This window comes from Paraburkholderia eburnea (genome assembly GCF_002917095.1).
Lineage (GTDB): Bacteria > Pseudomonadota > Gammaproteobacteria > Burkholderiales > Burkholderiaceae > Paraburkholderia > Paraburkholderia eburnea.
Window position 1 is genome coordinate 445,045 of the sequence record NZ_PQGA01000001.1, and the last position, 23,932, is coordinate 468,976.

A 23,932-nucleotide genomic window follows, 5' to 3' on the forward strand; every position below is an offset into this window, starting at 1 on the left:
CTTAATTGCCGTGGTAGATGTCGTTGTTCAAACGGTCCCGTTCACCCGATTGCTCCGAGCGCACCAGATCCTGATAGACCTGCGCGTGCGTGAGCGTGAGCGATTGCGGCGCGCCAGAGGCGCTGTTGGTCATGGGCATGCCGCCCACGTCCTGCGATGCCGACGGCGCGCCCTGCGATTGATCGGACGGCGAATCGGCCAGCGCGAGTCCTGCGAACAAGGCGGCCGAGCAGGCCACCGCGATGCGTACGGTATTTAGCGTGTTCATGTCATCGCTCCTGGAAATTGAAGCGCATGCGAGGCGGCCGCCATGCGCGGTGCGGACGAGGCCCGTTCCGGGCGGCGGACACAGGCAGGTTCGTGGACGCATGGTGCGGCCCCGTCGCGCCGCGCACCATGGACGTAACCTGAAGAAATCGTCAAGGCAACCGGCTGCGAGGCGGTGTTGCGTAAGAAGAACGCAAGAAAAGGTGCCGCATGCCACGCGGCGCATTTCAGTACAATTCCGGGTTGACTCCTGCGCCGCCCCTGCGCGCACAGGATCTCCCCCGATCTCGTCCGATCACGCCAGCCACACAGCCATGCCCCTGCCCCTTCTTGCCCTTGCCGTCGCCGCGTTTGGTATCGGTACCACCGAATTCGTCATCATGGGCCTGTTGCCCGATGTGGCGCGCGACCTTTCCGTGTCGATTCCGGCGACAGGCATGCTCGTGTCGGCCTATGCGCTTGGCGTGACGATCGGCGCGCCCATCGTCGCCATCGCCATCGCGAACGTGCCGCGCAAGGCGGCGCTCATGCGCCTGATCGGCATCTTTATCGTCGGCAATCTGCTGTGCGCGCTCGCGCCCAACTATTCGATCCTGATGGCCGCGCGCATCGTCACGGCGTTCTGCCATGGCGCGTTCTTCGGCATCGGCTCGGTGGTGGCGGCGGGCCTGGTCGCACCCAACCGGCGCGCCCAGGCGATCGCGCTGATGTTCACCGGCCTCACGCTCGCCAACGTGCTGGGCGTGCCGCTGGGCACCGCGCTCGGCCAGCTTGCCGGCTGGCGCACCACCTTCTGGGCCGTGACGGCGATTGGCCTCGTCGCCGCGCTCGCGCTGCAGATCTGCCTGCCCAGGCACATCGACATGCAGAAGGCGAGCCTCGTGCACGAATTCAGCGTCCTCAAGAACCCGCAGGTGCTGATGGTGCTGGGCATCAGCGTGCTGGCGTCGGCGAGCCTGTTCTCGGTCTTCACCTACATCACACCGATTCTGGAAGACGTCACCGGCTTCTCGCCGCACGAAGTCACCTTCGTGCTGCTGCTGTTCGGCCTCGGCCTGACGGTGGGCAGCACGCTGGGCGGCAAGCTCGCGGACTGGAAACTGATGCGCTCGCTGCTGGTGTTCCTCGCAATGATCGGCGTGGTGCTCGCGGTATTCTCGGCGACCATGCACGACCCGATCATGGCGAGTGCGACGATCTTCGTGTGGGGCATTCTGGCGTTCGCGATCGTGCCGCCGCTGCAGATGCTGATCGTCGACCGCGCAAGCGATGCCCCCAATCTTGCCTCGACGCTCAATCAGGGCGCGTTCAACCTCGGCAATGCGGGCGGCGCGTGGATCGGCGGCGTGGCGATCGGCTCGGGCGCCGCGCTCACGACGCTGCCGTGGGTGGGTTTGCTGATGGCGCTGGCCGCGCTCGGGCTGACATTCGTATCGGCGCAACTCGACCGGCGCGCGCGCCGCCGCACCGCCGTGAGCGGCCCGACCTCCGCGATCTGACCCGCAACACGGCTTTTTCCGCACGGGCGTAGTAACGGACGTGTAGCATTGCGCCCGATGAAAACCGTCCTCACCCGCGATTTCCTCGCGCTGATCCTGAGCGTGGCCGTGGTCGGCCTGGGCTCCGGCGCGACCCTGCCGCTCACCGCCCTCGCCCTGACCGACGCCGGCTATGGCGCAACCATAGTCGGCCTGCTCACCGCCGCCCAAGCGCTGGGCGGACTCATCGTCGTGCCGATGACCGCGTGGATCGCCGCGCGCTTTGGCTCGCGCCAGGTGATCGTCGGTTCCGTGCTGGCTGTCGCCATCGCCACGGCGCTCATGCAGTGCGGTGCGAACCTGTGGGTGTGGGGTTGGCTGCGCATGATCTGCGGCGCGGCGCTGATGCTGCTCTTCACGATCGGCGAGGCATGGGTCAACGAACTCGCCGACGATTCCAACCGTGGCCGCGTGGTTGCGATCTATGCGACGACCTTCACGCTGTTCCAGATGTCGGGTCCGGTGCTGGTGAGCCAGATCGCGGACTATACGGCGGGGCGTTTTGCGATCTGCGGGGCGATTTTTCTGGTCGCATTGCCGATGCTGGCCGCGATTCGCTCAAGTCCGCATACCTCCGATCTGCATGAGCCGCATGGGAGCTGGCGGCATGTGCTGCCCAGGATGCCTGCGCTCATCATCGCTACCGGGTTCTTTGCGCTGTTCGATACGCTCGCGTTGTCGTTGCTGCCGCTTTTTGCTATCGGTCATGGGATCGGGAGCGAGGAGGCGGTGCTGTTTGCTTCGGTTGTGCTGCTGGGTGACACGACGATGCAGTTTCCGATCGGCTGGCTCGCCGACAGGCTCGGGCGCGAACGCGTGCATGCGCTGATGGGGGTGGTCGTGGCGGCGCTTTTGCCGCTGCTGCCTTTTGTTGTTGAGATGCCCTGGCTACGCTGGCCCTTGCTGTTCGTGCTGGGGGCTGCGGCGGGGTCGATTTATACGCTTGCCATTGTGGCTTGTGGGGAGCGGTTTGAAGGGGTCGCGCTGGTTTCCGCTAGTGCGCTTGTTAGTGCTTCGTGGAGCGCTGCTAGTTTTGGTGGGCCTATTGTTACCGGGGCGTTGATGCAGCACGCTGGGCGTGATTCCATGCTGTGGGTGCTGTTTGCTTGTGCGCTTGTGTTTCTTGGGGCTTTGCGGTGGGAACGGGGGCGGGGGATCGCGCGGGCTTAAGGTCTGTGGGGCGCTTTGGATTTTCTTTGGCGTCTTTCTTTGGCCTTTCCTTGAGTTCGTGTCGGTATGCCAGCGTTGCCCCTGTGCGGGGCGGCACCTACTTTCTTTGCGGCGGCAAAGAAAGTAGGCAAAGAAAACCGCTCACACCGCCAGTGTGACGCAGTCCACCACTAACCTTCTTGCGGAGTGGTGACTGGGCATTGCTCGGCTCTCGCACCACCCAACGAAGTGACAAAGGACTCATTCATCCCGCTGCTCGCTTCGCGCGCAGCGGTCGGGTCTGCATGGGAAACCAATAGTACTTCTAACCTTTCATCGAATGCGAACGCCCGCAAACCACGGGTTTTTGTTATGCCCCACGGGGCGCGCAGCGCCCCCGGATGGGCGGGCGTCTCCACTCTGTTGTACGACGCGTGGTGCGGGCGCTGCCCAGTCACCACTCCGCTGGTGGGCGAGTGGTGAACGGCGTCACACTGGCGGTGTGAGCGGCTTTCTTTTGCCTACTTTTCTTTGCCGCGGCAAAGAAAAGTAGGTGCCGCCCCGCACAGGGGCAACACTGGCATACCGACAAGAAAACAAGGAAATGCCAACGGTGTTCCTCCGCCCACCTCAAATCAACGCAACGCCGGCAAGATCTTGCCAACACACTCACCGAACCCAACCCGATACCCCTCCCCCTGACACCACCCGGCAAGCGTCAGCTCATCGCCATCCTCAATGAACCCGCGCGTCCCGCCGTTCTTCAGCGCCAGCGGATTCTTCCCGTTCCACGTAAGCTCAAGCAGACTCCCGAACGAATCAGGCGTCGGCCCGGAGATCGTCCCCGATCCCATCAGATCGCCCACACGCGTGTTACAGCCAGCAACGGTGTGATGCGCAAGCTGCTGCGCCATCGTCCAGTACATATGCCGGAAGTTGGTCCGCGCAATCGTAGTCGCCTCATCAGCGCCCTCGGGCCGCAACAACACCTCCAGGGCGATATCAAACCCATGATTCCCCGCGTGACGCAGATACTCCAGCGGCTGCGGCTCCTGCACCGGCTGCGCGACCCGGAACGGCTCCAGCGCATCCAACGTCACGATCCACGGCGAAATCGTCGTCGCGAAGGTCTTGGCATTGAACGGCCCAAGCGGCACATATTCCCATTGCTGAATATCACGCGCACTCCAGTCGTTGAGCAGCACCATGCCGAAGATATGCGCCTCGGCGTCCTCACAGGCAATCGGTTCGCCCAGCGCATTACCGCGCCCGACGATAAACCCCGTCTCCAGTTCGATATCGAGCTTGCGGCACGCGCCGAACACCGGACGCTCCTGCTCAGGCAGCTTCAGTTGACCGTTGGGACGACGCACCGGCGTGCCGCTCACCACCACCGACGATGCACGGCCGTTGTAGCCGATCGGCATCTCAGACCAGTTCGGCAACAGCGCATTCTTCGGATCCCGAAACATCGATCCCACATTGGTCGCGTGCTCTTTCGAGGAATAAAAGTCCGTATAGCCAGGAATCTCCACAGGCAGATGCAGCGTCGCATCGGCGAGCTTCACCAACGCACGCGCGCGCAGCGCAGCGTCATCGCGCAACGTGGCGGTGTCCTTCGCGAGCAGCGACGAAAGCTGCACACGCACGCTGCGCCACGCGTCGCGGCCAAGCGCGATGAAGTCGTTCAACGCCGCGCGCGCAAACACGTTCTCGCGCGTCCGGGCAGGCAGGTTCAGCAGTCCCGCGTCATGCAGCGCGGCCAGATCCACGACCCGATCGCCGATCGCCACGCCCACGCGCGCATTCGCCTGTTGCGCGGTGCTGAACACGCCGAACGGCAGATTCTGGATCGGGAAATCGCAAGCCGCGTCGTTCGCGCTGTCGATCCAGCTTTTGCGCTGCGCATCGAGCGTCGCCTGCAGATCGCGGTTGTTGGGGTTGTTCATCGCTGCTCCGGATTGAAGTGTTTCTTGAGGCCTTGCCAGCACTCGTAGTAATGCGCCTGCAACTGGCTCGTTTCGAGCGCGTAGCGCGTCGGGCGAATCAGCGTGCGGGTTTCGAACATGAACGCCATCGTGTCGCCGACCTTATGCGGCTTGCTCGTATCGGCGTTCGAGGCCTTCTCGAAGGTCTCGGCATCCGGGCCGTGACCCGACATGCAGTTGTGCAGGCTCGCGCCGCCCGGCACGAAGCCCTCGGCCTTGGCGTCGTAGACGCCATGCACGAGGCCCATGAATTCGCTCGCCACGTTGCGGTGATACCAGGGCGGACGGAAGGTGTTCTCGGCCGCCAGCCAGCGCGGCGGAAAGATCACGAAGTCGATCGAATCGACGCCCGGCGTGTCCGTCGGCGAATGCAGCACAAGGAAGATCGACGGGTCCGGATGGTCGTAGCTGATCGAACCGATGGTGTTGTAGCGGCGCAGGTCGTACTTGTAGGGCGCATAGTTGCCGTGCCACGCCACCACGTCGAGCGGCGAATGGCCGATGTCCGCGCGCCAGAGTTCGCCATTGAGTTTCGTGACGAGTTCGAACTGCCCTTCGCGGTCTTCATAGGCCGCGACCGGCGTGAGGAAATCGCGCGGGTTCGCCAGTCCGTTCGAGCCGATCACGCCCAGGTCCGGCAGACGCAGCAGCGCGCCGAAGTTCTCGCAGATATAGCCGCGCGCCTCGCCATCGGACAGATCGACCGCGAAGCGCACGCCGCGCGGAATCACGGCGATCTCGAACGGCTCGATGTCGAGCTTGCCCATCTCCGTCGCAATCGACAGCCGCCCCTGCTGCGGGACGATCAGCAGTTCGCCGTCGGTGTTGTAGAAGAAACGGTCCTGCATCGAGCGGTTGGCCGCGTACAGATGAATCGCGCAGCCGCTCATCGACGCCGCCGAGCCATTGCCCGCCATCGTCACCCAGCCGTCGATGAAATCGGTCGGCGCGAGCGGCATCGGCAGCGCGTCCCAGCGCAACTGGTTGGGCGGCGTGGGCGGCACATCGCCGAAATCGGCGACGAGGCGTGCGCCCTCGCCGTTCGCCTTCGCCGCGAGCGGCGTGAACGGTTGATGCACCGCGCCCGGACGAATGCGGTAGAGCCACGAGCGGCGGTTGTGCGAGCGCGGCGCCGTGAAAGCCGTGCCCGACAACTGCTCGGCGTAGAGGCCGTAGGCGCAACGCTGCGGCGAGTTCTGGCCGGCGGGCAAGGCGCCTGGCAGCGCCTCGGTCGCGAATTCGTTGGCGAAGCCGCTCAGGTAGCCATTCAGGTAACCATCATGGCCCTGAGCGCCCGCGCGCAGCGCGTGAGGCGCCTGCGGCACGTCGGGCAAGGGTGCGTTCATCACTGTCTCTCCATGTTCTCTACGGAATCGCGGCACGCCGACAACCTCAGGCGTCAGCGCCGTCACATTTACGAATAGTAAAACGGATTATGATTAGTGAAATTTCACGTAAACCCTGGGAGCGCGCGGTTTTACGGTCGCGCCAAGCCTGGCAAGCCTGCGCGCGTGGATATCGTTATCACCAATCAGTGCATGCCATGGCGTCCGGGGCTGCTACCATCAAGCCATGCGGCCCCGTGGCCGCGTCCTGTGTTTTTCTTTCCTGATTTCTGACTCCTGTTTCCCTTCTTCGCGTCATGATCGCTCCGACCATTCCCGAGCTTGTTGCCCGCTCCGCCAGTCATCCTTTTCTCGGCGAGCATCTGGCGATGGGGACCGGCGCGCATCACGCCGAAGCCATCGCGAGCCGTCGCGGCGTGGAAATGCTGAGCGCCTACGAGCCGATCTACGACATCAGCGTGCACGGCGGCGTGCAGTCGCTCACGGCCGATTTGACATCGGCTGCGCGTTTCGGCGACGAACTGGGTTTTCAGGCGGTGACGCTGCGCGACGAAGGCGGCAAGATCGCGCCCTTCGATCCCTTCTCCGATACGCTCGACGACCCGGAACTCGTGGCGCTCGACCGCTGCGTGCGGGCGCTCCATACGATCAACTTTCTCGGCTCGCAGCAGCACGGTCTTTTGTTCCTGCGCGTGCACGAGCGTCTGCTCAAGAGCGTGAAATACGATCATGGGCGCCATTTTTCTAACGTGCTGGTGTCGTTCGGGCTCAATCCGGGGCGCGTCGTGATCGAATTGCCCGCGGCGGCGGTTGCGCATCGCACCTTCGTCGGCTATCTGACGAAGAGTTATCAGCGCTATGGCTTCAAGGTGGCGGGCAATCTGCCCAATGCGGGGCAGATCCTGTCGGTGTCGGATATGGCGCGGCTCGACTTCGTGAAGATGGATGCGAGTTCGGCGCTACGCGATTCGATGGTCAAGCCGCTTGTGAGCTACGCGGCGCGGCTGCGCATTCCGCTGATTTTCAATCGCGTGATGGATCTCGCACAATTTGAACTCTTGCAGCAGTACGACGTGCGCTTCGTGCAGGGGCCGGTGTTCGCCACGCAGAACAGCGCGGCCTGAAAAGCAAAACGCCGCGCTTGCGGGCGCGGCGTTGGATAGCGGGCGAGACGGTCTGCCGTCTAACTAGAGGCTGATCGGCTCCTGCTCCAGTTCCACGCCGAAGCGCGCCAGCACGTCGGCCTGAATTGCGCGGGCCAGATCGAGAATATCGGTGCCGCACGCGCCGCCGCGATTCACGAGCACGAGCGCCTGACGCTCATGCACGGCCGCAGCGCCAAGCGCCCGTCCCTTCCAGCCGCACTGGTCGATCAGCCAGCCCGCCGCGAGCTTGAACCGGCCATCGGCCTGCGGATACGAGACCACCTGCGGCTCACGCAAGACCAGCGCGTCGAACTGCCCCGCCTCGATCACCGGATTCTTGAAGAAACTGCCCGCGTTGCCGAGCACGAGCGGGTCGGGCAGCTTGGCGCGGCGCACGGCCACGACCGCATCGAACACGTCGCGCGCGTGCCGGGCTTGCGTCAGGCCGCGCTGCGCGAGTTCGCGCGCGAGATCGGCATAGCCAGCGTTGGCGCGCCATGCCTTCGGCAAGCGGAAGGTCACCGAAGCGATCACGAAACGATCGCGCCCTTCGCGCTTGAAGAAGCTGTCGCGATAGCCAAAGCCGCAATCGGCGGCGTCGAATTCATACGCCGTACCGGTGGCGAGTTCGATCGCGCGCACGCGTGCGCAGCGTTCGGCCATTTCCAGACCGTAGGCGCCGATGTTCTGGATCGGCGCGGCGCCGACCGTGCCTGGGATCAGCGCAAGGTTTTCGAGACCCGGCATGTCCGCTTCGAGCGTCCACGCCACGAAATCGTGCCAGTTCTCGCCGGCTGCGGCTTCCACGTACCAGGCGTCGTCGTCCTCGTGGACCACGCGCTTGCCCGTCAGCGCGACGAGCAGCACGAGTCCGTCGAAGTCGCGCGTGAGCACGACATTGCTGCCGCCGCCGAGCACGAGCGTGGGCAGACCGGCCGCGCGCGGGTCGCCCAGCGCCTTCATCAGGTCGGCTTCCTGCTCGATGCGGCAGGCGACGCGCGCGCGCACGTCGAAGCCGAAGGTGTTATGCGCGCGCAGCGGATAGCCGGCGGCGAACCAGACGGGAGACGTAGCGGTGGACGCGAGGGAGGCGGACATCGGAAAAAAGGGGCGGAAAGCGCAGGGAAAAATGCCGGTGGCGTGAAGCGGTACGCGCCGCGCAGCCTTGGGCAAACACGGCTGCGCCGGTAAAATGGCGCGGTCCGTGATTATAGCGAGTGCGCGGCGCGTCTTGTAACCGCTTCAGCGGTTCGACGCCACGGCACTCGCACCTTTGGGAGAAAGCAATGCCATCGTTTGACGTCGTCAGCGAAGCCAACATGATCGAAGTGAAGAACGCGATCGAGCAATCCAACAAGGAGATCTCCACGCGCTTCGACTTCAAGGGCTCGGATGCGCGCGTCGAGCAAAAGGAACGCGAACTGACCGCGTTCGCCGACGACGACTTCAAGCTGGGCCAGGTGAAGGACGTGCTGATCTCGAAAATGGCCAAGCGCAATGTGGATGTGCGCTTCCTCGACTACGGCAAGATCGAAAAGATCGGTGGAGACAAGGTCAAGCAGGTCATCACCGTGAAGAAAGGCGTCTCGGGCGACCTCGCCAAGAAGATCGTGCGCCTCGTCAAGGACAGCAAGATCAAGGTCCAGGCGAGCATCCAGGGCGACGCCGTGCGCGTGACCGGCACGAAGCGCGACGACCTGCAAAGCGTGATCGCCATGCTGCGCAAGGACGTGACCGATACACCGCTCGACTTCAACAACTTCCGCGACTGATCTGGCCGCGCGCCGCTTTGTTGCGTCGGGACTTACGCGCCCGTCGCGGCGAGCGGCATCATCACCTCGCCTTTCTCCAGCGGCTTGCCGGGCTTCCTGCACGCACGGCGCGCCCTGCGACTGTTGGTGCGCCTGATCTTCGCCCGCGCGCGCGACCTGAGGGACGCGGTCGCGCAGGTCAATTCCTCCATCCAGATCTTCGAGCCGTAGAGGCCGTTGAGCAGCCCCGGCGCCCACACCGCTTCGTCCAGACGCGGGAAGTAGATCGACCATCCCGCTCCCCAGATTTCTGTCTTCGCTAGCTGCCACGGCGTAGGCCACTTCGGCATCAGGTGGAATTCCTGAATAAGCGCGATGGGCACCGCGATATCTACGCCGTGCGCGAACGAGATTTCGAGTTTGCGGTCCGTGCGGTTGTAGCGCGCGGCAACCGCGACCGGAATTTTCTCTCCCGCTTTGGTAGCGGCTGCGAGTTCTTCACGGCTGAACATGGCCATGATGCATTTCTCCGTTTGTTGATTTCCAGCCATTCCAGGCACAAGCGGCCAATCTCGGGCTTGATCGCTCTGGCAAGACGTTCGAGTGCGCGATCGTCCAGGCTTGCGCGGCCACGCGGCATCAATGGTCCATCGGGGCAATTGAGATTGAACACACATGAGCCTTGCGGCCCCTCGACATGAATATGCGCGGGAGGATGATCGGCCGAGAAAATCATCACGCGAGCGCCGAGTACACGCAGCAGTGTGGGCATTGGGGCTTCGAAAATAACCGAATGTCGGGTTGCTGGAGCGTCATGCTTCGGCACTTCCACCGCCTTTATTTGCGCTGGAACAAGACCCAAGGACGAACGCGAACGAAGCCCAGCATAAGCGCCTGCTCGTCCGCTGAAACCTCGGCCAGACGGCGTAAGCCCATTCCCACAACAGGCGAAAAAAAACGGCGCCGCAGCGCCGTTCTTCCAATCTTGATAGCCCTCGAAAAGCCCGTCAATCGAGCTTGAACTGCCCCACGGCATCCGCGAGATTCGCCGCCTGGCTGCGCAGCGCGGCGGCAGCCGCCGTCGATTGTTCGACCAGCGCCGCGTTCTGCTGCACCATCTCGTCGAGCTGGCTCACCGCGCGGTTGACCTCCTGAATGCCGCGCGTCTGCTCACCCGCCGCGTTCGTCACTTCCGAAATAATGGTCGTCACGTTCGAGACGTTCGCCACGATCTCGTCCATCGTTTCGCCCGCGCGGCGCACGAGTTGCGAGCCGGAGTTCACGCTCGCCACCGTCGATTCGATCAGCGCCTTGATCTCGCGCGCCGCCTGCGCGCTACGCTGCGCGAGGCTGCGCACTTCGCCCGCGACCACCGCGAAGCCGCGCCCCTGCTCGCCCGCGCGCGCCGCTTCCACGGCGGCGTTGAGCGCGAGGATGTTGGTCTGGAACGCGATGCCGTCGATCACGCCGATGATGTCGGCGATCTTCACCGACGCCTGCTCGATCGCGCCCATCGTGTCGACCACGTCGTTGATCACGGCGCCGCCGCGCGAGGCCACCGTCGATGCCGAATTCGCCGTGATGTCGGCCTGCTGGGCCGCGTTGGCCGATTGCGCGACCGTCGCCGTGATTTCCTCCATCGAGGCCGCGGTTTGTTCGAGGCTCGCCGCCGCCGATTCGGTGCGGCCCGACAGATCGACGTTGCCCGCGGCGATTTCGTCGCTCGCGGTACGCACGGACTGGCTCGCGTCGCGGATATGGCGCATCACGTCGCGCAATTTGTCCATGAAGCCGTTGAACGAACGCGCGATCTGCGCGACTTCGTCGTTGCCGGTGACCGGCAGGCGCTGCGTGAGATCGCCCTCGCCCGCGCTGATGGCATCCATCGCGTCGCGCACGCTGGACAGACGCTTGAACGACACCGAGGTCGCCGCGCCCACCACCAGCGCCGCCACCACCGCGATCACCACCAGCGTGATCAGCGACACCATCAGCAGCGAGTGCATGCCCGCCAGCGCGTCGGCGCGGTCGAACGCGACGATCACGCGCCAGTCGGTGCCCGCGATCGCCTGCGCGCGCATGAGCTTGACGTCGCCGTTCACGTCGACAGGCATCGGCCGGACGGACGCGAACAGCGTCGCCAGCTTGTCGCCCGAAAGCGTCGGCGCGACGTCGGTGACGGGCTTGAGCGTGAGCTTGGCGTCGTCGTGCGCGACGATTTCGCCAGCGCTGTCGACCAACATGCCGAAGCTCGCCGGCGTCGGATGGATCGAGCGCACGTTGGCGATCACGCTGTCCATCGCCACATCGCCGGAAATCACGCCCTTGACCTGACCGTCGCGGATCACGGGCGTCGCGAACGCCACCACCAGCTTGCCGGTGCCCACATCGACGTAAGGCGGCGTCACCACGCCCTTGCCCGCCGCCACGGCCTGCTTGTACCAGGGGCGGCCGGTCGGGTCGTAATCGGGCGGAATGCCGGTCGGGTCCGAGAACTTCGCGGTCTTGTCGGCGTAACCCACATAGACGTTGGTGAAGCCGCCCGCCGTCGCGATCTGCTTGAGCATCGGCACGGGATCGGGTTGCAGCACGGCGTCCTGCAGCGATTCGATCATCTGCGCATGGGTCGCGACCCAGTCGCCGATGCCTTCTGCATGGCTGTTCTCGACCGCGGTCAGCGTCGCGTCGATCGAATCCTTGTTGTGCGAGTTCGCAACGAAATAGTCGAGCGCGGTATTAGCCGCAAGCGCCGCGACGACGATGACGACGCATAGCGCAACGATGCGCGCGCGAATGGTGGAAAACATGGTGGGGAAGCGCCGTGTGGAATGGGTTTGAACCAGACTGCTGAACCGTAAGACTTGCCATGAGATGCGTAATCGATACTCGCGTTTACGGCTTCCACAGGGCACAACTTGAGTAGGGTTTATCGGGGTATGAACAGATAAATCGAAAGGAAAAAGCAAAACGGCCCGCACGAATAGCGGGCCGTTAGAGGGGCAATCGGTTGAGCCGAAAGACTCGCCGCGCGGCGCTTACTTGCTCGCGGCGGCGGCCTTCTTTTTATCGCCGATCCGGCTTTCGGTGCCGTTCATCAGCTTGGCGATATTGGCGCGGTGTCGCCAGAACAGCAGCACGCTCATGGCGAGGATCGCCAGCGCCATGACATGCGCGCCGAACATGAACACGTCGAAGAGCGGCGCGAACACCGCAGCCGCGAGCGCCGCCAGCGACGAATAGCGCGTGAAGAACGCGACGATCAGCCAGGTGAGCAGCGTCAGGCCGCCGAGCACGGGATTCACGGCGAGCAGCACACCCGCCGCGGTCGCCACGCCCTTGCCGCCCTGAAAGCGGAAGAAAACCGGATAGAGATGGCCGAGGAACACGGCGATGGCGGCCAGCGCCACGGCGGTTTCGCTCAGACCGAAGCGCGGCCCGAAGTACGCCGCCAGCCAGACGGCGAGCCAGCCCTTGAAGGCGTCGCCGATCAGCGTAAGGATGGCGGCCTTTTTGTTGCCGCTGCGCAGCACGTTGGTCGCGCCCGGATTGCCGGAGCCGTAAGAGCGCGGATCGTCGAGGCCCATGACGGCGCTCACGATCACGGCGAACGAAACCGAGCCGATCAGATAGGCGGCGACGGCGACTAACAGGTTGTACATGCACGAAACCCGACAGAAGAGGAAGAAAGCGGAACGCAGCGCGGCGCGCGAAGGCGCCCATTCTACCGAAGCATGCGCGGCGTTTCGCCCTCGATCCGCGCGATACGGTGCAAACCCAGGGAAACCAGGGACCGAACTAGCGCTGCGCGGACGGTTTCATCGCCTGCTTCATAGCCTGCTTCATTGCCTCAATCGGCGTTCGCGCACTGCACCGGCTTCGCGCCCAGCAGCGTGGTAAGCACGGCGGGCGCGAGGCTCACGAGGTAACCACGCTTGCCGCCGTTGAGCCAGATGCGGTCGAGTTCGAGGATCGTCGATTCGACATAGACCGGCATCGCCTTCTTCGTGCCGAACGGCGACGTGCCGCCCACGAGATAGCCCGAATGGCGGTTCGCGACTTCGGGCTTGCAGGGCTCGACGCTCTTCGCGCCGATCTGCCGCGCCAGGTTTTTGGTCGACACCTTGCGGTCGCCGTGCATGAGGACGATCAGCGGCCTGGCGCGCTCGTCCTCCATCACGAGCGTCTTGACGACGCAGTGTTCGTCCACGCCAAGCTGGCGCGCGGATTCTTCCGTGCCGCCATGCTCGACGTACTCGTAGGGATGCTCGCCGAAGGCGACGCCCGCGCGGCGCAGCATCTGCGTGGCGGGCGTTTCGGAGACGTGTTTCGATTTGCTCATGGCGCGCATTTTAATGCCCGACGGCGTGAGCCGTGGTCCGCGTGCGCGCCGGGCAAGCGCCTTATCGCACACTACCCGCGCGGATGATGCTGCGCGTGCAGCAGACGCAGGCGCTCGCGCGCGACGTGCGTGTAGATCTGCGTGGTCGAAATATCGCTATGGCCGAGCAGCAGTTGCACCACGCGCAGGTCCGCGCCGTGATTGAGCAGGTGCGTCGCGAAGGCGTGACGCAGCGTGTGCGGCGAAAGCGGCGCGTGCACGCCCGCATGCAACGCGTGGCGCTTGATGATGTGCCAGAACTGCTGGCGCGTCATGCCCTCGGCGCGCGCGGTGACGAACAGCGCGTCGCTCGTGCGCGCGCCGAGCAGCGCGGGCCGCGATTCGCGCAGATAACGCGTGATCCACGCCGACGCCTCCTCGCCGAACGGAATCAGCCGCTCCTTCGAGCCCTTGCCGAGCACGCGCACCACGCCTTCGTTCAGGCCCACCTCGACGGTCTTGAGCGTGACGAGTTCGGTCACGCGCAGGCCGCTCGCGTACATCAGTTCGAGCATGGTGCGATCGCGCAGGCCCAGCGGCGTGGCGACATCGGGCGCGCCGAGCAGCGCCTCGACCTGCGCTTCGGTGAGCGTCGTGGGAAAGCGCGGCGCCTGTTTCGCCGAGCGGATGCGCACGGTCGGGTCCGCGCTCACGCGCTGCTCGCGCAGCGCCCAGCCGTAGTAGCGGCGAAACACCGAAAGACGGCGGTTCGCCGAGGTCGATTTATCGTCCTTGCGGCGCGCGCTGTAGCCGATCAGGTCGGCCTCCTGCACCGCGTCGAGTCCGTGCTCGCGCGAGCGGGCCAGCCATTGCGCGAACAGGCTCAGATCGCGCCGGTAGGCGTCGAGCGTGTTGCGCGAAAGATTGTGTTCGAGCCACATGGCGTCGCAGAACGTGTCGATGGCGAGTTGGCTCGCGGCGAGCGCCTGCGTGGCGGCGGGTGTGAGCGCGGCGTCTTCTACGTCTTCGCCCGGCTCGTCCGCAAAACTGGCGTCGGGTTCGTCCGCGGAATCGTCGTCGAGCGCGTCGTCGGGCGCGTCGTCGGGCGTGTCGTCTTCGTGTATCTCGTGCTGATCGTTCATGTCGTTTTCGTCTTGCGCGGCGTGTGGCCGCTTGTGGCCGCCTCTGGCCGCTTGTGGCGGCGCGGCGCTCAGCGGATCGTGACGCCTTCGTGCGCGAGCAGCCAGCGCTTCACATCGCGGAAAAACCCGTCGCCGCCATGGTGCGAAAAGCCGCCGATGCTGCTCGCCGATACCACGCGATGACAAGGAATCACGATCGGAAAATAGTTCGAGCCGCAGGCCTGCCCCACCGCACGCGCGTTAATGGTGCCCACGCGCTTCGCCAGTTCGCCGTAGGTCAGCACGCTGCCGAGGCCAATCGCGCAGATCCCGTCCCACACCCGGCGCTGGAAATCCGTGCCGAGCGGCGCGAGCGGCAGATCGAAGGGCGCTGCCGCATCGCCGAGATAGCGCGCGATCTGCGCGGCGGCGCGTTCGGCCAGCGCCGAATCCGGTGCGAAACCCGGCGTGTCGCCCGGCAGATAAACGATGTCGCGCACGCCATCCTCGCCCGTGACGATGCCGACCTTGCCGAACGGCGCGTCGATCACGGCGTTGTAGTTGCGCGGCGCGATCTTGCGCAGCGCCTGCGCGCTGGGCGCGCGCTCGGGCTTCTTCGGCGCGGCCAACGGCACATGCGCCGCTTCGCGCATCGCCGCGTCTTGCGCGTCGTCCCACAGTGAATACGATGCCGATGCCTTCATCATCACAGCTCTCCATGCATGGGTTCGGTTCGCCGGATCAGGCCGCTTCGAGCGCCCACGTCACATGTTCGCGCACAATCGCCGATTCGTCATGCGCGCGTTCGCGCAGCGCCGCCACTATCGCTTCGCGCCGCTCGGGCGCATCGTGGGCACTCGCATTGCGCAGCGCATTGCCCATCGCCACGGCGATGTTGCGCAACCAGCTCTCGTAACCGATACGCCGGATCGCGCTGCCCTGCATGCGCTCGTCGAACTGCGCCGCGCTCCAGCCGAACAATTCGACCAGACTCGCGCGGTCGAGCCCGTGACGCACGTCGAAATCGGCTACCGGCGCGGCCTGCGCGAACTTGTTCCACGGACACACGAGCTGGCAGTCGTCGCAGCCATAGACGCGATTGCCGATCTGCTCGCGCATCTCCAGCGGAATGCTGCCCTTGAGTTCGATCGTCAGATAGGAAATGCAGCGCCGCGCATCGACGCGATACGGCCCGGTAATGGCGCCGGTCGGGCAAGCATCGATGCAGCGCGTGCAACTGCCGCAATGCGCGCCCGGCGTTTCGGGCGCGGCGGAAGCCGGATCGTCGGCGTCGGTCGGCAAGGGGATATCGACGTAAATCTCGCCGAGGAAAAACAGCGATCCCGCGTCGCGTTGCAACAGCAGCGTGTGCTTGCCGCGCCAGCCGATGCCGGCTTTCTGCGCGAGTTCCACTTCGAGCACGGGCGCGGAGTCGGTGAAGACGCGAAACCCGAAGGCGCCGATTTCCGCCTCGATACGCTCGGCGAGCTGCTGCAGGCGCGCGCGCATGACCTTGTGATAGTCGCGGCCGCGCGCATAGATCGACACGACGGCGGCGTGCGGGTCGGCGAGGCGCGCATGTTCGCGGCGGCGCCAGTCTTGCGACGGGCTTTCGGGCGTTTCAGGCGTTTCGGGCGTCTTTCCCGATGCATTCGCGTGCGGCCCGCCATCGAGCGTCGCGGCCGGTAAATACGCCATGCGGGCCGTGATGACACGTCGCGTACCGGCCACAAGCGCGGCTGGCCGCGCGCGTTTCATGCCATGTTTGGCCATATAATCCATCTCGCCGTGGCAGCCCGCTTCGAGCCATGCGGCGAGTCCCGCCTCGGCATGGGACAGGTCGGTATCGCTGATACCGATCGCACCGAACCCAAGCTCCCGCCCCCATGCGCGGATACGCGCCGCGAGCGCGGCCAGCGCCGCTTCGTCGAGTGGAGCGGCTGGCTCGCGAGCCGCCGCACCAGCGCCCGACGCCAGATTCGACGCCGTGTTCGACGGATTCGAGGCGGTCGCTGCGTTCAATGTGCGCGCCTCGTTCGAGGGGGAAAGCAAGGGGTTCATCACGCCATTTTACGAGAATGCCCGACACGCCCGAACAGCACCACGCGAGCTTGCCCGCCGTTCCCGTTCTGCTCGAACGCCGCTTCGAGCTCGCGGACGAAACCGCCACCGATGCGTTCGGCGCACGCTTTGCGCACGCGCTCGAAGCGCTGCGCACGCGGCAATCCAGCCAGACGGCCTCGCCCACGCCCGGGTTCGCGGGCCTGCATGTCCAGTTGCTCGGCGATCTGGGTGCGGGCAAGACCTCGCTCGTACGCGCCGCGCTGCGCGCGCTCGGCCATGCGGGCCGCGTGCGCAGCCCCACCTACACGCTCGTCGAGCCTTACACGGTACACCCCGGCGATGCAGGCGGGGAACTCCAGCTCTATCACTTCGATCTGTATCGTTTCAGCGACCCGGCCGAATGGGCCGACGCCGGCTTTCGCGAATATTTCGCGCAAGGTGCGGTCTGTCTCGTCGAATGGCCGCAACGCGCGGGGGGCCTGCTCGGCGTGCCGGATCTCGTGTTCCAGCTCGAACCCGGTGAGCACGGCGAAGGCCGCGTGCTCACCGCGTACGCATACAGCGCATCAGGAAAGGCATGTCTAGAAAGATGTTAATCAAACCGTTCCGCTCGATCGAATCGGCCGCGACCGCCACGCACAACTGGCGGCGCCGGCAGATCCTGAAGGCGGGCGCGTCGTCGCTGGTGCTGGGTCTTGCCGCCGCGGCGCCGCGCCTTGCGTTGGCAAGTTCGGTGATGGGCGTGCGGGTGTGGCCCGCGCGCGACTACACGCGCGTCACCATCGAATCGGATCAGCCGCTCACCACCACGCAAACGCTGCTGCAAAGCCCCGACCGGCTCGTGGTCGATCTGAGCGGGCTCGATCTCGACGATGCGCTGAAGAACCTTGTCTCCAAGATCACGCCGAACGATCCGCAGATCCAGGCCGTGCGCGTCGGGCAATATCAGCCGCACGTCGTGCGCATGGTGTTCGACCTGAAGGGATCGGTGAAGCCGCAGGTGTTCACGCTGCAGCCGGTCGGCTCGTACAAGTACCGGCTCGTGTTCGACCTCTACCCGGCCGTCGCGCCCGATCCGCTGATGGATCTGCTCGCGCAGACCGAGCACAAGCAGCAGCAACTCGACGCCCATCAGGCGATGCGTGACAGCGCGCCGCCGCCGCCCTCCACGCTGGCCAGTCCCAACACGCCGCCCGCGCACGACAACAGCGAAGCCTTCTTCGACCGTTATGCGCAGAACGACGGCGCACCCTCGCCCGCCGTGCGGCCCACGCCGTCCGTGCCGCCGGTGCCGCCCGTCATCGCAAAGCCCAGGCCCGCGCCGAAGCCCCCCGTCATCGCCCAGAACAATGGCGACGATTCGGGCAAGGACAGCGGCAAGGACGACGACAACTACGGCTTCACCGCGCCGAAGTCGAACAAGGGCGGCACCACGCGCCTGCTGACCGTGGCAATCGACCCGGGCCACGGCGGCGAGGACCCCGGCGCGATCGGCAGCGGCGGCACCTACGAGAAGCACGTCGCGCTCGACATCGCGAAGAAGCTGCGCGCGAAGATCGACGCCCAGCCCAATATGCGCTCGATGATGACGCGCGACGCCGACTTCTTCGTGCCGCTCAATGTGCGCGTGCAGAAGGCCCGCCGCGTGGGCGCGGACCTGTTCGTGTCGATCCACGCCGACGCCTTCACGACGCCTTCCGCGCGTGGCTCGTCGGTGTTCGCGCTGTCGGAGCACGGCGCGTCGAGCGCGGCCGCGCGCTGGATGGCGAACAAGGAAAACTCGTCGGACCAGATCGGCGGCATCAGCGTGCAGACGGCGGACGCCGCCGTGAACCGCGCGCTCTTCGACATGTCCACGACTGCGCAGATTCGCGATTCAATGCGCTACGGCAACTTCGTGTTGAACGAAGTCGGCGAGATCAACCATCTGCACAAGGGCTCGGTCGAGCAGGCGGGTTTTGCGGTGCTCAAGGCGCCCGACATCCCGTCGATCCTCGTGGAGACGGCCTTCATCAGCAATCCCGAGGAAGAGTCGAGGCTCAACGACGACGCTTATCGCGACAAGATGGCCAGCGCGATTCTCAAGGGCATCAAGCGCTATTTCGCGGCCAATCCTCCGCTGGCGAAGAACCGCATGACGTAAGCGCGCGCCCGCCGCTTACGCAAAAAACGCCGCGCACCCTGCTGGATGCGCGGCGTTTTTCATGGCGAGGCGGGCTTAGGTGCGCGCAGCCGCAAACCGCTGCTTCACCCAGCCGCCGAACACATTGACGACGAGGCCCGCCATCACGAGCGCGGCGCCGCCCACCTGCGCGGCGCTCAGACGCTCGTCGAGAAACAGCGCCGCCGAAGCCAGACCGACAATCGGCACGAGCAGCGAGAACGGCGCCACCTGGCTGGCCGGATACTTCGAGAGCAAGCGGCTCCAAAGGCTGTAGCCGAGGATCGTCGCGATAAACGCCAGATAGACGATCGCGCCAATCGACGGCATGCCGATGCCGGTGAGCGCCGTCTCGATGCGCTGCGGCCCTTCCATGAAGTACGAGAGCATGAAGAACGGCAGCGGCGGAATCAGGCTCGCCCAGACCACGAGGCCGACCAGATCGATCTTGCCGACCTTCTTCGTGACGATATTGCCGAGCGCCCACATGCAGGCCGCGCAGAGCGTGAGCACGAAGCCCGCGACCGTCATGGCCTGCGCGCCGGCGCCACCCGAGCCCGTCGATTGCAGCCCGATCAGCGCCAGCCCGCCCGCCGCGATCAAGAGGCCGATCACGTTCTGCGCGCGAAAGCGCTCGCCGAGGAAAAACGCCGCGAACACCAGCGTGAAAAATGCCTGCGCCTGCAGCACGACCGAGGCCAGGCCTGCGGGCATGCCCACATACATCGCCGTGAAGAGGAACGCGAACTGCCCGAACGAGATGGTCGCGCCATAGGCGAACAGCCAGCGCAGCGGCAACTTCGGACGTTTCACGAACAGCACCGCCGGGAACGCGGCCAGAGCGAAGCGCAGCGCGCCGAGCAGCAGCGGCGGCACGCCATGCAACCCCACCTTGATCACGACGAAATTCACGCCCCACGCGAGGACGACGACCAGCGCGAGCAACAAATCCTTCGGCGACATCCCCAGCTCCGGTTATTGTTCTGTCGAATCCGTCAGTTTAGCGGTTGCGTCGCTCACGCGCCGGGCGCGGCCCGACACGGGCTTAACCGCACGCTGTCGGAGCGGGCGTTAGAATGGGCGCCTGTCCGCGCGACGCCTGTTCATTACGTCATTCGCGCCAGCGCTCGCGCACCGTCAGCGCCCCACATTCGCCTTCATACCGTCCGGTTCATCAAGGAAGCGTCCATGTCCTCATCGATCAAAGCGGTCCTCAAGCCTCATCAGCGTGATATCGGCAATCTCTACGTGCGCCGCGTGCTGCCCGCGATGGCCGCGCGCCTCGTCGGGCCGTTCATCTTTTTCGACCACATGGGTCCGGCGGCGCTCGCGCCCGGCGCGGGCGTCGATGTGCGCCCGCATCCGCATATCGGACTGGCCACCGTCACCTATCTGTACGAAGGCGCGCTGATGCACCGCGACTCCCTCGGCTCGCATCAGAAGATTCTGCCCGGCGACGTCAACTGGATGACGGCGGGACGCGGCATCGTCCATTCGGAGCGCACGCCCGACGAAAACCGCGCCACCGGCCTCACGATGCACGGCATCCAGACCTGGGTGGCGCTCCCGCTCGAACACGAAGACACCGATCCCTCGTTCTTCCACCACGAAGCCGCCACGCTGCCGAAGGTCGAGCGCAACGGCGTGTCGATGTGCGTGATCGCGGGCACGGCGTTCGGCGCCACGGCGCCGGTCAAGACTTTCTCCGGCACGCTTTACGTAGCTGCCGATTTCGCGCCGGGCAGCGCGATCGCGCTCGACGCCGAGCACGAGGAGCGCGGCGTGTATCTCGTCGAAGGCGATTTCGCGATCGACGGCACACCGCTCGAACAGCACACCATGGCCGTGCTGGTGCCCGGTGAAACCGTCACGCTCGCCAGCACGAAGGGGGCGCGCGTGATGCTGCTGGGCGGCGAAAAGCTGGAAGGCGAGCGCTTCATCGAATGGAATTTCGTCGCCAGTTCGCGCGAGAAGATCGAGGCGGCGAAGGCCGCATGGACGCGCCAGGAAATGGGGCAGGTGCCCGGCGAGACCGAATGGATTCCGTTGCCCGAGAAAAAGCCCGCGCACTGACGTTGTACTGACGGCACATTGAAGCACGGCGTTTCGCCCCCATCTCCGCGCAAGACGGAATTTTCCTAACGAGGACGCAATGGATACCACTCTGGCCACATTTGAAAAGGACGTGATCGAGGCGTCGGCGCTCGCGCCCGTGCTGGTCGACTTCTGGGCGCCGTGGTGCGGCCCGTGCAAGACGCTGGGCCCGATGCTGGAAAAGCTCGAGGCCGAATACGCGGGCAAATGGAAGCTCGTGAAGGTGAACGTCGATGAAAACCAGGAACTGGCCGCGCACTTTCAGGTGCGTAGCATTCCGCACGTCGTCGCTTTCGCGGATCGTCAGGCTGTGGACCAGTTCATCGGCGTGCTGCCGGAAGGCCAGCTGCGTGCGTTTCTCGACCGCCTGATCCCGGATTCGGCCGAAGCCGCGCGCGCCGCGGCCCAGCAAGCGCTCGCCGAGGGCCGCCGCGAGGACGCCTACGAAGCGCTGCAAGCCGCGCTTGCCTACGATCCGGGCTTCGACGAAGCGCGCATGGATTTGATCGAACTGCTGCTCGCCGACAACCGCGCCGACGAGGCGCACAAGGAAGTCGAGTTGCTTTCGCCCAAGACCACACAGGGCATCGACGCGCGCTTCAACGCGCTCAAGACCCGTCTGGACGCACTGGACGCCGCCGCCGACCTGCCGCCGACCGACGCACTGGAAACGCAGGTGAGCGCGCATCCCGACGATCTCGACGCGCGCTTCGACCTGGCGAGCGCGCTGATCGCGCGGCGCAAGTACGCCGGTGCGCTGGAGCATTTGCTGGAGATCGTGAAGCGCGACCGTACGTTCCGCGACGACATCGGCCGCAAGACCATGCTGTCCGTGTTCGATCTGGCCGAGCATCAGCCGCAACTGGTGAGCGAATGGCGGCGCAAGCTCAGCGCGACGCTGAACTGAGCCCTGAACCGAGCCAGTCGACCCCGGCCAAAGTAGAAAGCCCGCGAAAATCGCGGGCTTTTTTTCTGGACGGGCCTGGAAGCGCGTTCAGCCGAGGCGGGTCTTGCGACCATGCCTCAGGCTGCCGACGTACGCCGCCGATTGCGCGCCGTAGCTCGCAGAAGCAGCGCGTCCCTTGAACCGCGCCTGCAACTTGCCGCGCGCCGCTTTGTTCACCGCTTCCCGTTTGCGCATGGCAGCCGCAAGCTCCTTGAAGCTGCGATCGAGTTCCTCGCGCACGAGCATCTGCGTTCCTGCGCGCGCCGGCACATGAATCACCGATGCACGACGCTCAACCGTCGCAACATGCTGCCGGAACAAGTACGAGAGCGCCTGCACGATGCAGAAGGTAATGGCGGCGATGATCAGCACGCCGTAGTTCTGCGAAAAATTCAGGAAAAGATTCGTCATCATGCCGTCAACCGCTTGAGTTCGCTTAAACCAACGGCGGAAAAATAATAGACCATCGAATCCGACTTCACAGCCGTCCATCCGAATAGTGCCAAGGCTGGCCATCCCTCGAAAGTCGCGCCGAGTGAGACACCCAGGAACTGGTGCCATAGCGGCATGCCGAACAGCGCGAGCGCGGCGGCAACCGCGACCAGAACAATATCGCAGCGATACTTGAACCGTACGAGCCACGATTCACGGCGATGCGGTTCCTTGCGCGCCAGACAAAGCGGCATGAGCAAGGCGATGGCGCCAAGCATCAACGCAGGCGCGAGAAAAGCCTCCGGGTCGTGTTCTTTCAGCGACTGATGCACCGTGTACTCAAAACCCGCCAGCCAGAACGGCAGCAAGTAGATCAACACCCGGACGAATAAATTGTAGACATGGCGTGCCATTGCTTAAGCCTGGTCGAACGCAACAACCTGGATCGAAAGATTCGCACGCCTGCGAAGGAAGTTTCAGCGCGTCACGCGATGCTACAACGGCACCTTCGCCCTTTTCGCGAATAATGCAGAACTCCGAAGCATCAAACGCTTTGCGAGATCAAACTTCATGCACGGCGCGCGACCGTTAGTACCAGAAGCGCGCCGGCACGCCTCAGCGCGTATTCGCCTGATGCGCCAGCGTGCGCAGCACATAGGCCGCCGCGGCAAAACCAAAACTCGCGGTCACGCACACGCTCGAGCCAAACCCCGCGCAATTCAGCCCCACCGGACCGTGATGGCCGGGCGAGGTCGTGACGTGCTCGGCCTCGCTATCGACGTCGCACACCGCCGCTTCCGGGTAGATCAGCGGTTCATCCGAATACACCGCACTCACCTTGAAGCGCGCCTTCGGGCCGCGCGGGAAGCCGTGATGCTTGCGCAGTTGCCCGCGCACCTTGGAGAGCAGCGGATCCTGGATGGTGAGCGCGAGATCGTCGATGCGGATGCGCGTCGGGTCCAGTTGCCCGCCCGCGCCGCCCACGGTGATGAGCGGCACGCGATGCTCGACGCACCAGGCGATCAGCGCGGTCTTGGTCCGCACGCTGTCGATCGCATCCACCACGTAGTCGAAGCCGCTGCCCAGCAGCGCGTCGAAGTTCGACGGCTCGACGAAATCCTCCACGAGCCGCACGTCGCAGTCCGGATCGATCAGCTTGATGCGCTCGGCCATCGCCTCGACCTTGGGCTTGCCGTAGTTGCCGTCGAGCGCGTGGATCTGGCGGTTGGTGTTGCTCTCGGCCACGTTGTCGAGGTCGATCAGCGTGAGCGTGCCGATCGCGCTGCGCGCGAGCGCCTCCGCGACCCACGAGCCCACCCCGCCGATGCCGATCACCGCGACATGCGCGCGCTCGAACGCGTCGAGCGCGGGTGCGCCGTAAAGCCGCGCCACGCCGCCGAAGCGGCGCGCCCGGTCGGCAACCTCGTGCGCGTGCGGCGCGGTAAGATCGGCGGGTTCGGCCGCAGATGGGAACGAGGCGGTCGAAGTGGAAAGCGGTGTACTGGACATGACGGTAGAAAATCGAATGCGCGAAAGCGGACCGATTGCGTATTGTCACGGTCCTGGGAAGACCCGTATTTTGCCTGATCGCGCGCGATCGGGCTGTGCTCCG

At 65.0% G+C, this 23,932-nt stretch carries 23 protein-coding genes and 1 pseudogene; 8 read left to right on the forward strand and 16 right to left on the reverse strand.

What is annotated here, in order from left to right; all coding sequences use genetic code 11:
- Nucleotide 1: 1 nt before the first annotated feature.
- The gene (locus B0G62_RS01975) at nt 2–268 is read right to left on the reverse strand and encodes a DUF4148 domain-containing protein (RefSeq protein ID WP_103701996.1); all 267 of its coding nucleotides are present in this window, start codon (nt 266–268) and stop codon (nt 2–4) included.
- A gap of 313 nt (nt 269–581) precedes the next feature.
- Between B0G62_RS01975 and B0G62_RS01980 the strand changes: the two genes are divergently transcribed.
- A complete protein-coding gene (locus tag B0G62_RS01980; RefSeq protein ID WP_103701998.1) occupies nt 582–1,766 on the forward strand; it encodes an MFS transporter in 1,185 nt (394 codons plus the stop codon).
- A gap of 57 nt (nt 1,767–1,823) precedes the next feature.
- A complete protein-coding gene (locus B0G62_RS01985) occupies nt 1,824–2,975 on the forward strand; it encodes an MFS transporter (RefSeq protein ID WP_103702000.1) in 1,152 nt (383 codons plus the stop codon).
- A gap of 614 nt (nt 2,976–3,589) precedes the next feature.
- On the opposite strand, the gene fahA is transcribed toward B0G62_RS01985, so the two are convergent.
- Together fahA and hmgA are read right to left on the reverse strand one after the other, a co-directional pair.
- A complete protein-coding gene (gene fahA, locus B0G62_RS01990; RefSeq protein WP_167401167.1) occupies nt 3,590–4,903 on the reverse strand; it encodes a fumarylacetoacetase in 1,314 nt (437 codons plus the stop codon).
- A complete protein-coding gene (gene hmgA / locus B0G62_RS01995) occupies nt 4,900–6,288 on the reverse strand; it encodes a homogentisate 1,2-dioxygenase (RefSeq protein WP_103702005.1) in 1,389 nt (462 codons plus the stop codon). Before hmgA ends, fahA begins: the two co-directional genes overlap by 4 nt.
- A gap of 296 nt (nt 6,289–6,584) precedes the next feature.
- On the opposite strand from hmgA, the gene B0G62_RS02000 reads away from it, so the two are divergent.
- Nucleotides 6,585–7,412, forward strand: coding sequence for an EAL domain-containing protein (locus B0G62_RS02000; RefSeq protein ID WP_103702007.1), 828 nt, complete (start codon nt 6,585–6,587; stop codon nt 7,410–7,412).
- 63 nt (nt 7,413–7,475) lie between these two features.
- On the opposite strand, the gene murB is transcribed toward B0G62_RS02000, so the two are convergent.
- Entirely contained in the window at nt 7,476–8,531 is a 1,056-nt protein-coding gene (gene murB, locus B0G62_RS02005; RefSeq protein ID WP_103702009.1) for a UDP-N-acetylmuramate dehydrogenase, read from the reverse strand.
- Nucleotides 8,532–8,719: 188 nt separating this feature from the next.
- Here murB and B0G62_RS02010 point away from each other — a divergent pair, with 188 nt between their 5' ends.
- Nucleotides 8,720–9,205, forward strand: a complete 486-nt coding sequence (locus B0G62_RS02010; RefSeq protein ID WP_103702011.1) for a YajQ family cyclic di-GMP-binding protein — start codon at nt 8,720–8,722, stop codon at nt 9,203–9,205.
- A 32-nt stretch (nt 9,206–9,237) separates the two neighbouring features.
- Here the strand turns inward: B0G62_RS02010 and B0G62_RS32040 are convergent, their stop codons facing one another.
- The 8 genes and pseudogenes from B0G62_RS32040 to queG form a co-directional block, all read right to left on the reverse strand.
- On the reverse strand, nt 9,238–9,702 hold the full coding sequence (locus tag B0G62_RS32040; RefSeq protein WP_244193072.1) for a DUF2442 domain-containing protein: 465 nt from the start codon (nt 9,700–9,702) through the stop codon (nt 9,238–9,240).
- 71 nt (nt 9,703–9,773) lie between these two features.
- Nucleotides 9,774–10,220: pseudogene (locus B0G62_RS32600) on the reverse strand (DUF4160 domain-containing protein); the annotation flags it as partial.
- Nucleotides 10,192–11,991 carry a methyl-accepting chemotaxis protein gene (locus B0G62_RS02025; protein ID WP_103702016.1) on the reverse strand — a complete coding sequence of 600 codons (1,800 nt, stop codon included), beginning with the start codon at nt 11,989–11,991 and terminating at the stop codon, nt 10,192–10,194. The gene B0G62_RS02025 and the pseudogene B0G62_RS32600, both read right to left, overlap by 29 nt.
- A gap of 228 nt (nt 11,992–12,219) precedes the next feature.
- A complete protein-coding gene (plsY, locus tag B0G62_RS02030; RefSeq protein ID WP_103702018.1) occupies nt 12,220–12,843 on the reverse strand; it encodes a glycerol-3-phosphate 1-O-acyltransferase PlsY in 624 nt (207 codons plus the stop codon).
- Between the two features lie 188 nt (nt 12,844–13,031).
- Entirely contained in the window at nt 13,032–13,523 is a 492-nt protein-coding gene (gene ybaK / locus B0G62_RS02035; RefSeq protein WP_103702896.1) for a Cys-tRNA(Pro) deacylase, read from the reverse strand.
- A gap of 71 nt (nt 13,524–13,594) precedes the next feature.
- Nucleotides 13,595–14,644, reverse strand: a complete 1,050-nt coding sequence (gene xerD / locus B0G62_RS02040; RefSeq protein ID WP_103702020.1) for a site-specific tyrosine recombinase XerD — start codon at nt 14,642–14,644, stop codon at nt 13,595–13,597.
- Nucleotides 14,645–14,712: 68 nt separating this feature from the next.
- Nucleotides 14,713–15,198, reverse strand: a complete 486-nt coding sequence (locus tag B0G62_RS02045) for a methylated-DNA--[protein]-cysteine S-methyltransferase (RefSeq protein WP_244193107.1) — start codon at nt 15,196–15,198, stop codon at nt 14,713–14,715.
- 166 nt (nt 15,199–15,364) lie between these two features.
- Entirely contained in the window at nt 15,365–16,645 is a 1,281-nt protein-coding gene (queG, locus tag B0G62_RS02050; protein WP_407671091.1) for a tRNA epoxyqueuosine(34) reductase QueG, read from the reverse strand.
- 56 nt (nt 16,646–16,701) lie between these two features.
- Here queG and tsaE point away from each other — a divergent pair, with 56 nt between their 5' ends.
- On the forward strand, nt 16,702–17,283 hold the full coding sequence (gene tsaE / locus B0G62_RS02055; RefSeq protein ID WP_103702900.1) for a tRNA (adenosine(37)-N6)-threonylcarbamoyltransferase complex ATPase subunit type 1 TsaE: 582 nt from the start codon (nt 16,702–16,704) through the stop codon (nt 17,281–17,283).
- On the forward strand, nt 17,265–18,830 hold the full coding sequence (locus B0G62_RS02060) for an N-acetylmuramoyl-L-alanine amidase (RefSeq protein WP_103702024.1): 1,566 nt from the start codon (nt 17,265–17,267) through the stop codon (nt 18,828–18,830). The genes tsaE and B0G62_RS02060 overlap by 19 nt, the downstream gene beginning before the upstream one ends.
- A 75-nt stretch (nt 18,831–18,905) precedes the next feature.
- Here B0G62_RS02060 and B0G62_RS02065 read toward each other — a convergent pair whose 3' ends face one another.
- The gene (locus tag B0G62_RS02065; RefSeq protein WP_103702026.1) at nt 18,906–19,811 is read right to left on the reverse strand and encodes an EamA family transporter; all 906 of its coding nucleotides are present in this window, start codon (nt 19,809–19,811) and stop codon (nt 18,906–18,908) included.
- Between the two features lie 225 nt (nt 19,812–20,036).
- On the opposite strand from B0G62_RS02065, the gene B0G62_RS02070 reads away from it, so the two are divergent.
- Both B0G62_RS02070 and trxA read left to right on the forward strand, forming a co-directional pair.
- Nucleotides 20,037–20,921: a pirin family protein gene (locus B0G62_RS02070; RefSeq protein ID WP_103702028.1), complete on the forward strand. Its 885-nt coding sequence runs from the start codon at nt 20,037–20,039 to the stop codon at nt 20,919–20,921.
- A 79-nt stretch (nt 20,922–21,000) separates the two neighbouring features.
- Nucleotides 21,001–21,849, forward strand: coding sequence for a thioredoxin (gene trxA, locus B0G62_RS02075; protein WP_103702030.1), 849 nt, complete (start codon nt 21,001–21,003; stop codon nt 21,847–21,849).
- 87 nt (nt 21,850–21,936) lie between these two features.
- Here the strand turns inward: trxA and B0G62_RS02080 are convergent, their stop codons facing one another.
- The 3 genes from B0G62_RS02080 to tcdA all read right to left on the reverse strand — a co-directional run bounded on the left by B0G62_RS02080 (nt 21,937) and on the right by tcdA (nt 23,829).
- Nucleotides 21,937–22,380, reverse strand: coding sequence for a hypothetical protein (locus B0G62_RS02080; protein ID WP_167401168.1), 444 nt, complete (start codon nt 22,378–22,380; stop codon nt 21,937–21,939).
- Nucleotides 22,299–22,733 carry a hypothetical protein gene (locus B0G62_RS02085; RefSeq protein WP_103702034.1) on the reverse strand — a complete coding sequence of 145 codons (435 nt, stop codon included), beginning with the start codon at nt 22,731–22,733 and terminating at the stop codon, nt 22,299–22,301. Before B0G62_RS02085 ends, B0G62_RS02080 begins: the two co-directional genes overlap by 82 nt.
- A gap of 202 nt (nt 22,734–22,935) precedes the next feature.
- Complete coding sequence (gene tcdA / locus B0G62_RS02090) at nt 22,936–23,829, reverse strand: tRNA cyclic N6-threonylcarbamoyladenosine(37) synthase TcdA (protein ID WP_244193073.1); 894 nt, start codon at nt 23,827–23,829, stop codon at nt 22,936–22,938.
- Nucleotides 23,830–23,932: the final 103 nt, after the last annotated feature.

What these genes read in the sequence shown, in the direction of transcription:
- B0G62_RS02070 (WP_103702028.1), top strand. Translation starts at nt 20,037, where the DNA reads ATGTCCTCATCGATCAAAGCGGTCCTCAAGCCTCATCAGCGTGATATC.
- xerD (WP_103702020.1), bottom strand. Translation starts at nt 14,644, where the DNA reads ATGAACGATCAGCACGAGATACACGAAGACGACACGCCCGACGACGCG.
- B0G62_RS02010 (WP_103702011.1), top strand. Translation starts at nt 8,720, where the DNA reads ATGCCATCGTTTGACGTCGTCAGCGAAGCCAACATGATCGAAGTGAAG.
- fahA (WP_167401167.1), bottom strand. Translation starts at nt 4,903, where the DNA reads ATGAACAACCCCAACAACCGCGATCTGCAGGCGACGCTCGATGCGCAG.
- tsaE (WP_103702900.1), top strand. Translation starts at nt 16,702, where the DNA reads ATGCCCGACACGCCCGAACAGCACCACGCGAGCTTGCCCGCCGTTCCC.
- hmgA (WP_103702005.1), bottom strand. Translation starts at nt 6,288, where the DNA reads ATGAACGCACCCTTGCCCGACGTGCCGCAGGCGCCTCACGCGCTGCGC.
- B0G62_RS02065 (WP_103702026.1), bottom strand. Translation starts at nt 19,811, where the DNA reads ATGTCGCCGAAGGATTTGTTGCTCGCGCTGGTCGTCGTCCTCGCGTGG.
- tcdA (WP_244193073.1), bottom strand. Translation starts at nt 23,829, where the DNA reads ATGTCCAGTACACCGCTTTCCACTTCGACCGCCTCGTTCCCATCTGCG.
- murB (WP_103702009.1), bottom strand. Translation starts at nt 8,531, where the DNA reads ATGTCCGCCTCCCTCGCGTCCACCGCTACGTCTCCCGTCTGGTTCGCC.
- B0G62_RS32040 (WP_244193072.1), bottom strand. Translation starts at nt 9,702, where the DNA reads ATGGCCATGTTCAGCCGTGAAGAACTCGCAGCCGCTACCAAAGCGGGA.
- ybaK (WP_103702896.1), bottom strand. Translation starts at nt 13,523, where the DNA reads ATGAGCAAATCGAAACACGTCTCCGAAACGCCCGCCACGCAGATGCTG.
- B0G62_RS02060 (WP_103702024.1), top strand. Translation starts at nt 17,265, where the DNA reads ATGTCTAGAAAGATGTTAATCAAACCGTTCCGCTCGATCGAATCGGCC.
- B0G62_RS02085 (WP_103702034.1), bottom strand. Translation starts at nt 22,733, where the DNA reads ATGGCACGCCATGTCTACAATTTATTCGTCCGGGTGTTGATCTACTTG.
- plsY (WP_103702018.1), bottom strand. Translation starts at nt 12,843, where the DNA reads ATGTACAACCTGTTAGTCGCCGTCGCCGCCTATCTGATCGGCTCGGTT.
- B0G62_RS02025 (WP_103702016.1), bottom strand. Translation starts at nt 11,991, where the DNA reads ATGTTTTCCACCATTCGCGCGCGCATCGTTGCGCTATGCGTCGTCATC.
- B0G62_RS01980 (WP_103701998.1), top strand. Translation starts at nt 582, where the DNA reads ATGCCCCTGCCCCTTCTTGCCCTTGCCGTCGCCGCGTTTGGTATCGGT.
- B0G62_RS02080 (WP_167401168.1), bottom strand. Translation starts at nt 22,380, where the DNA reads ATGGACGGCTGTGAAGTCGGATTCGATGGTCTATTATTTTTCCGCCGT.
- trxA (WP_103702030.1), top strand. Translation starts at nt 21,001, where the DNA reads ATGGATACCACTCTGGCCACATTTGAAAAGGACGTGATCGAGGCGTCG.
- B0G62_RS01975 (WP_103701996.1), bottom strand. Translation starts at nt 268, where the DNA reads ATGAACACGCTAAATACCGTACGCATCGCGGTGGCCTGCTCGGCCGCC.
- B0G62_RS02000 (WP_103702007.1), top strand. Translation starts at nt 6,585, where the DNA reads ATGATCGCTCCGACCATTCCCGAGCTTGTTGCCCGCTCCGCCAGTCAT.
- B0G62_RS01985 (WP_103702000.1), top strand. Translation starts at nt 1,824, where the DNA reads ATGAAAACCGTCCTCACCCGCGATTTCCTCGCGCTGATCCTGAGCGTG.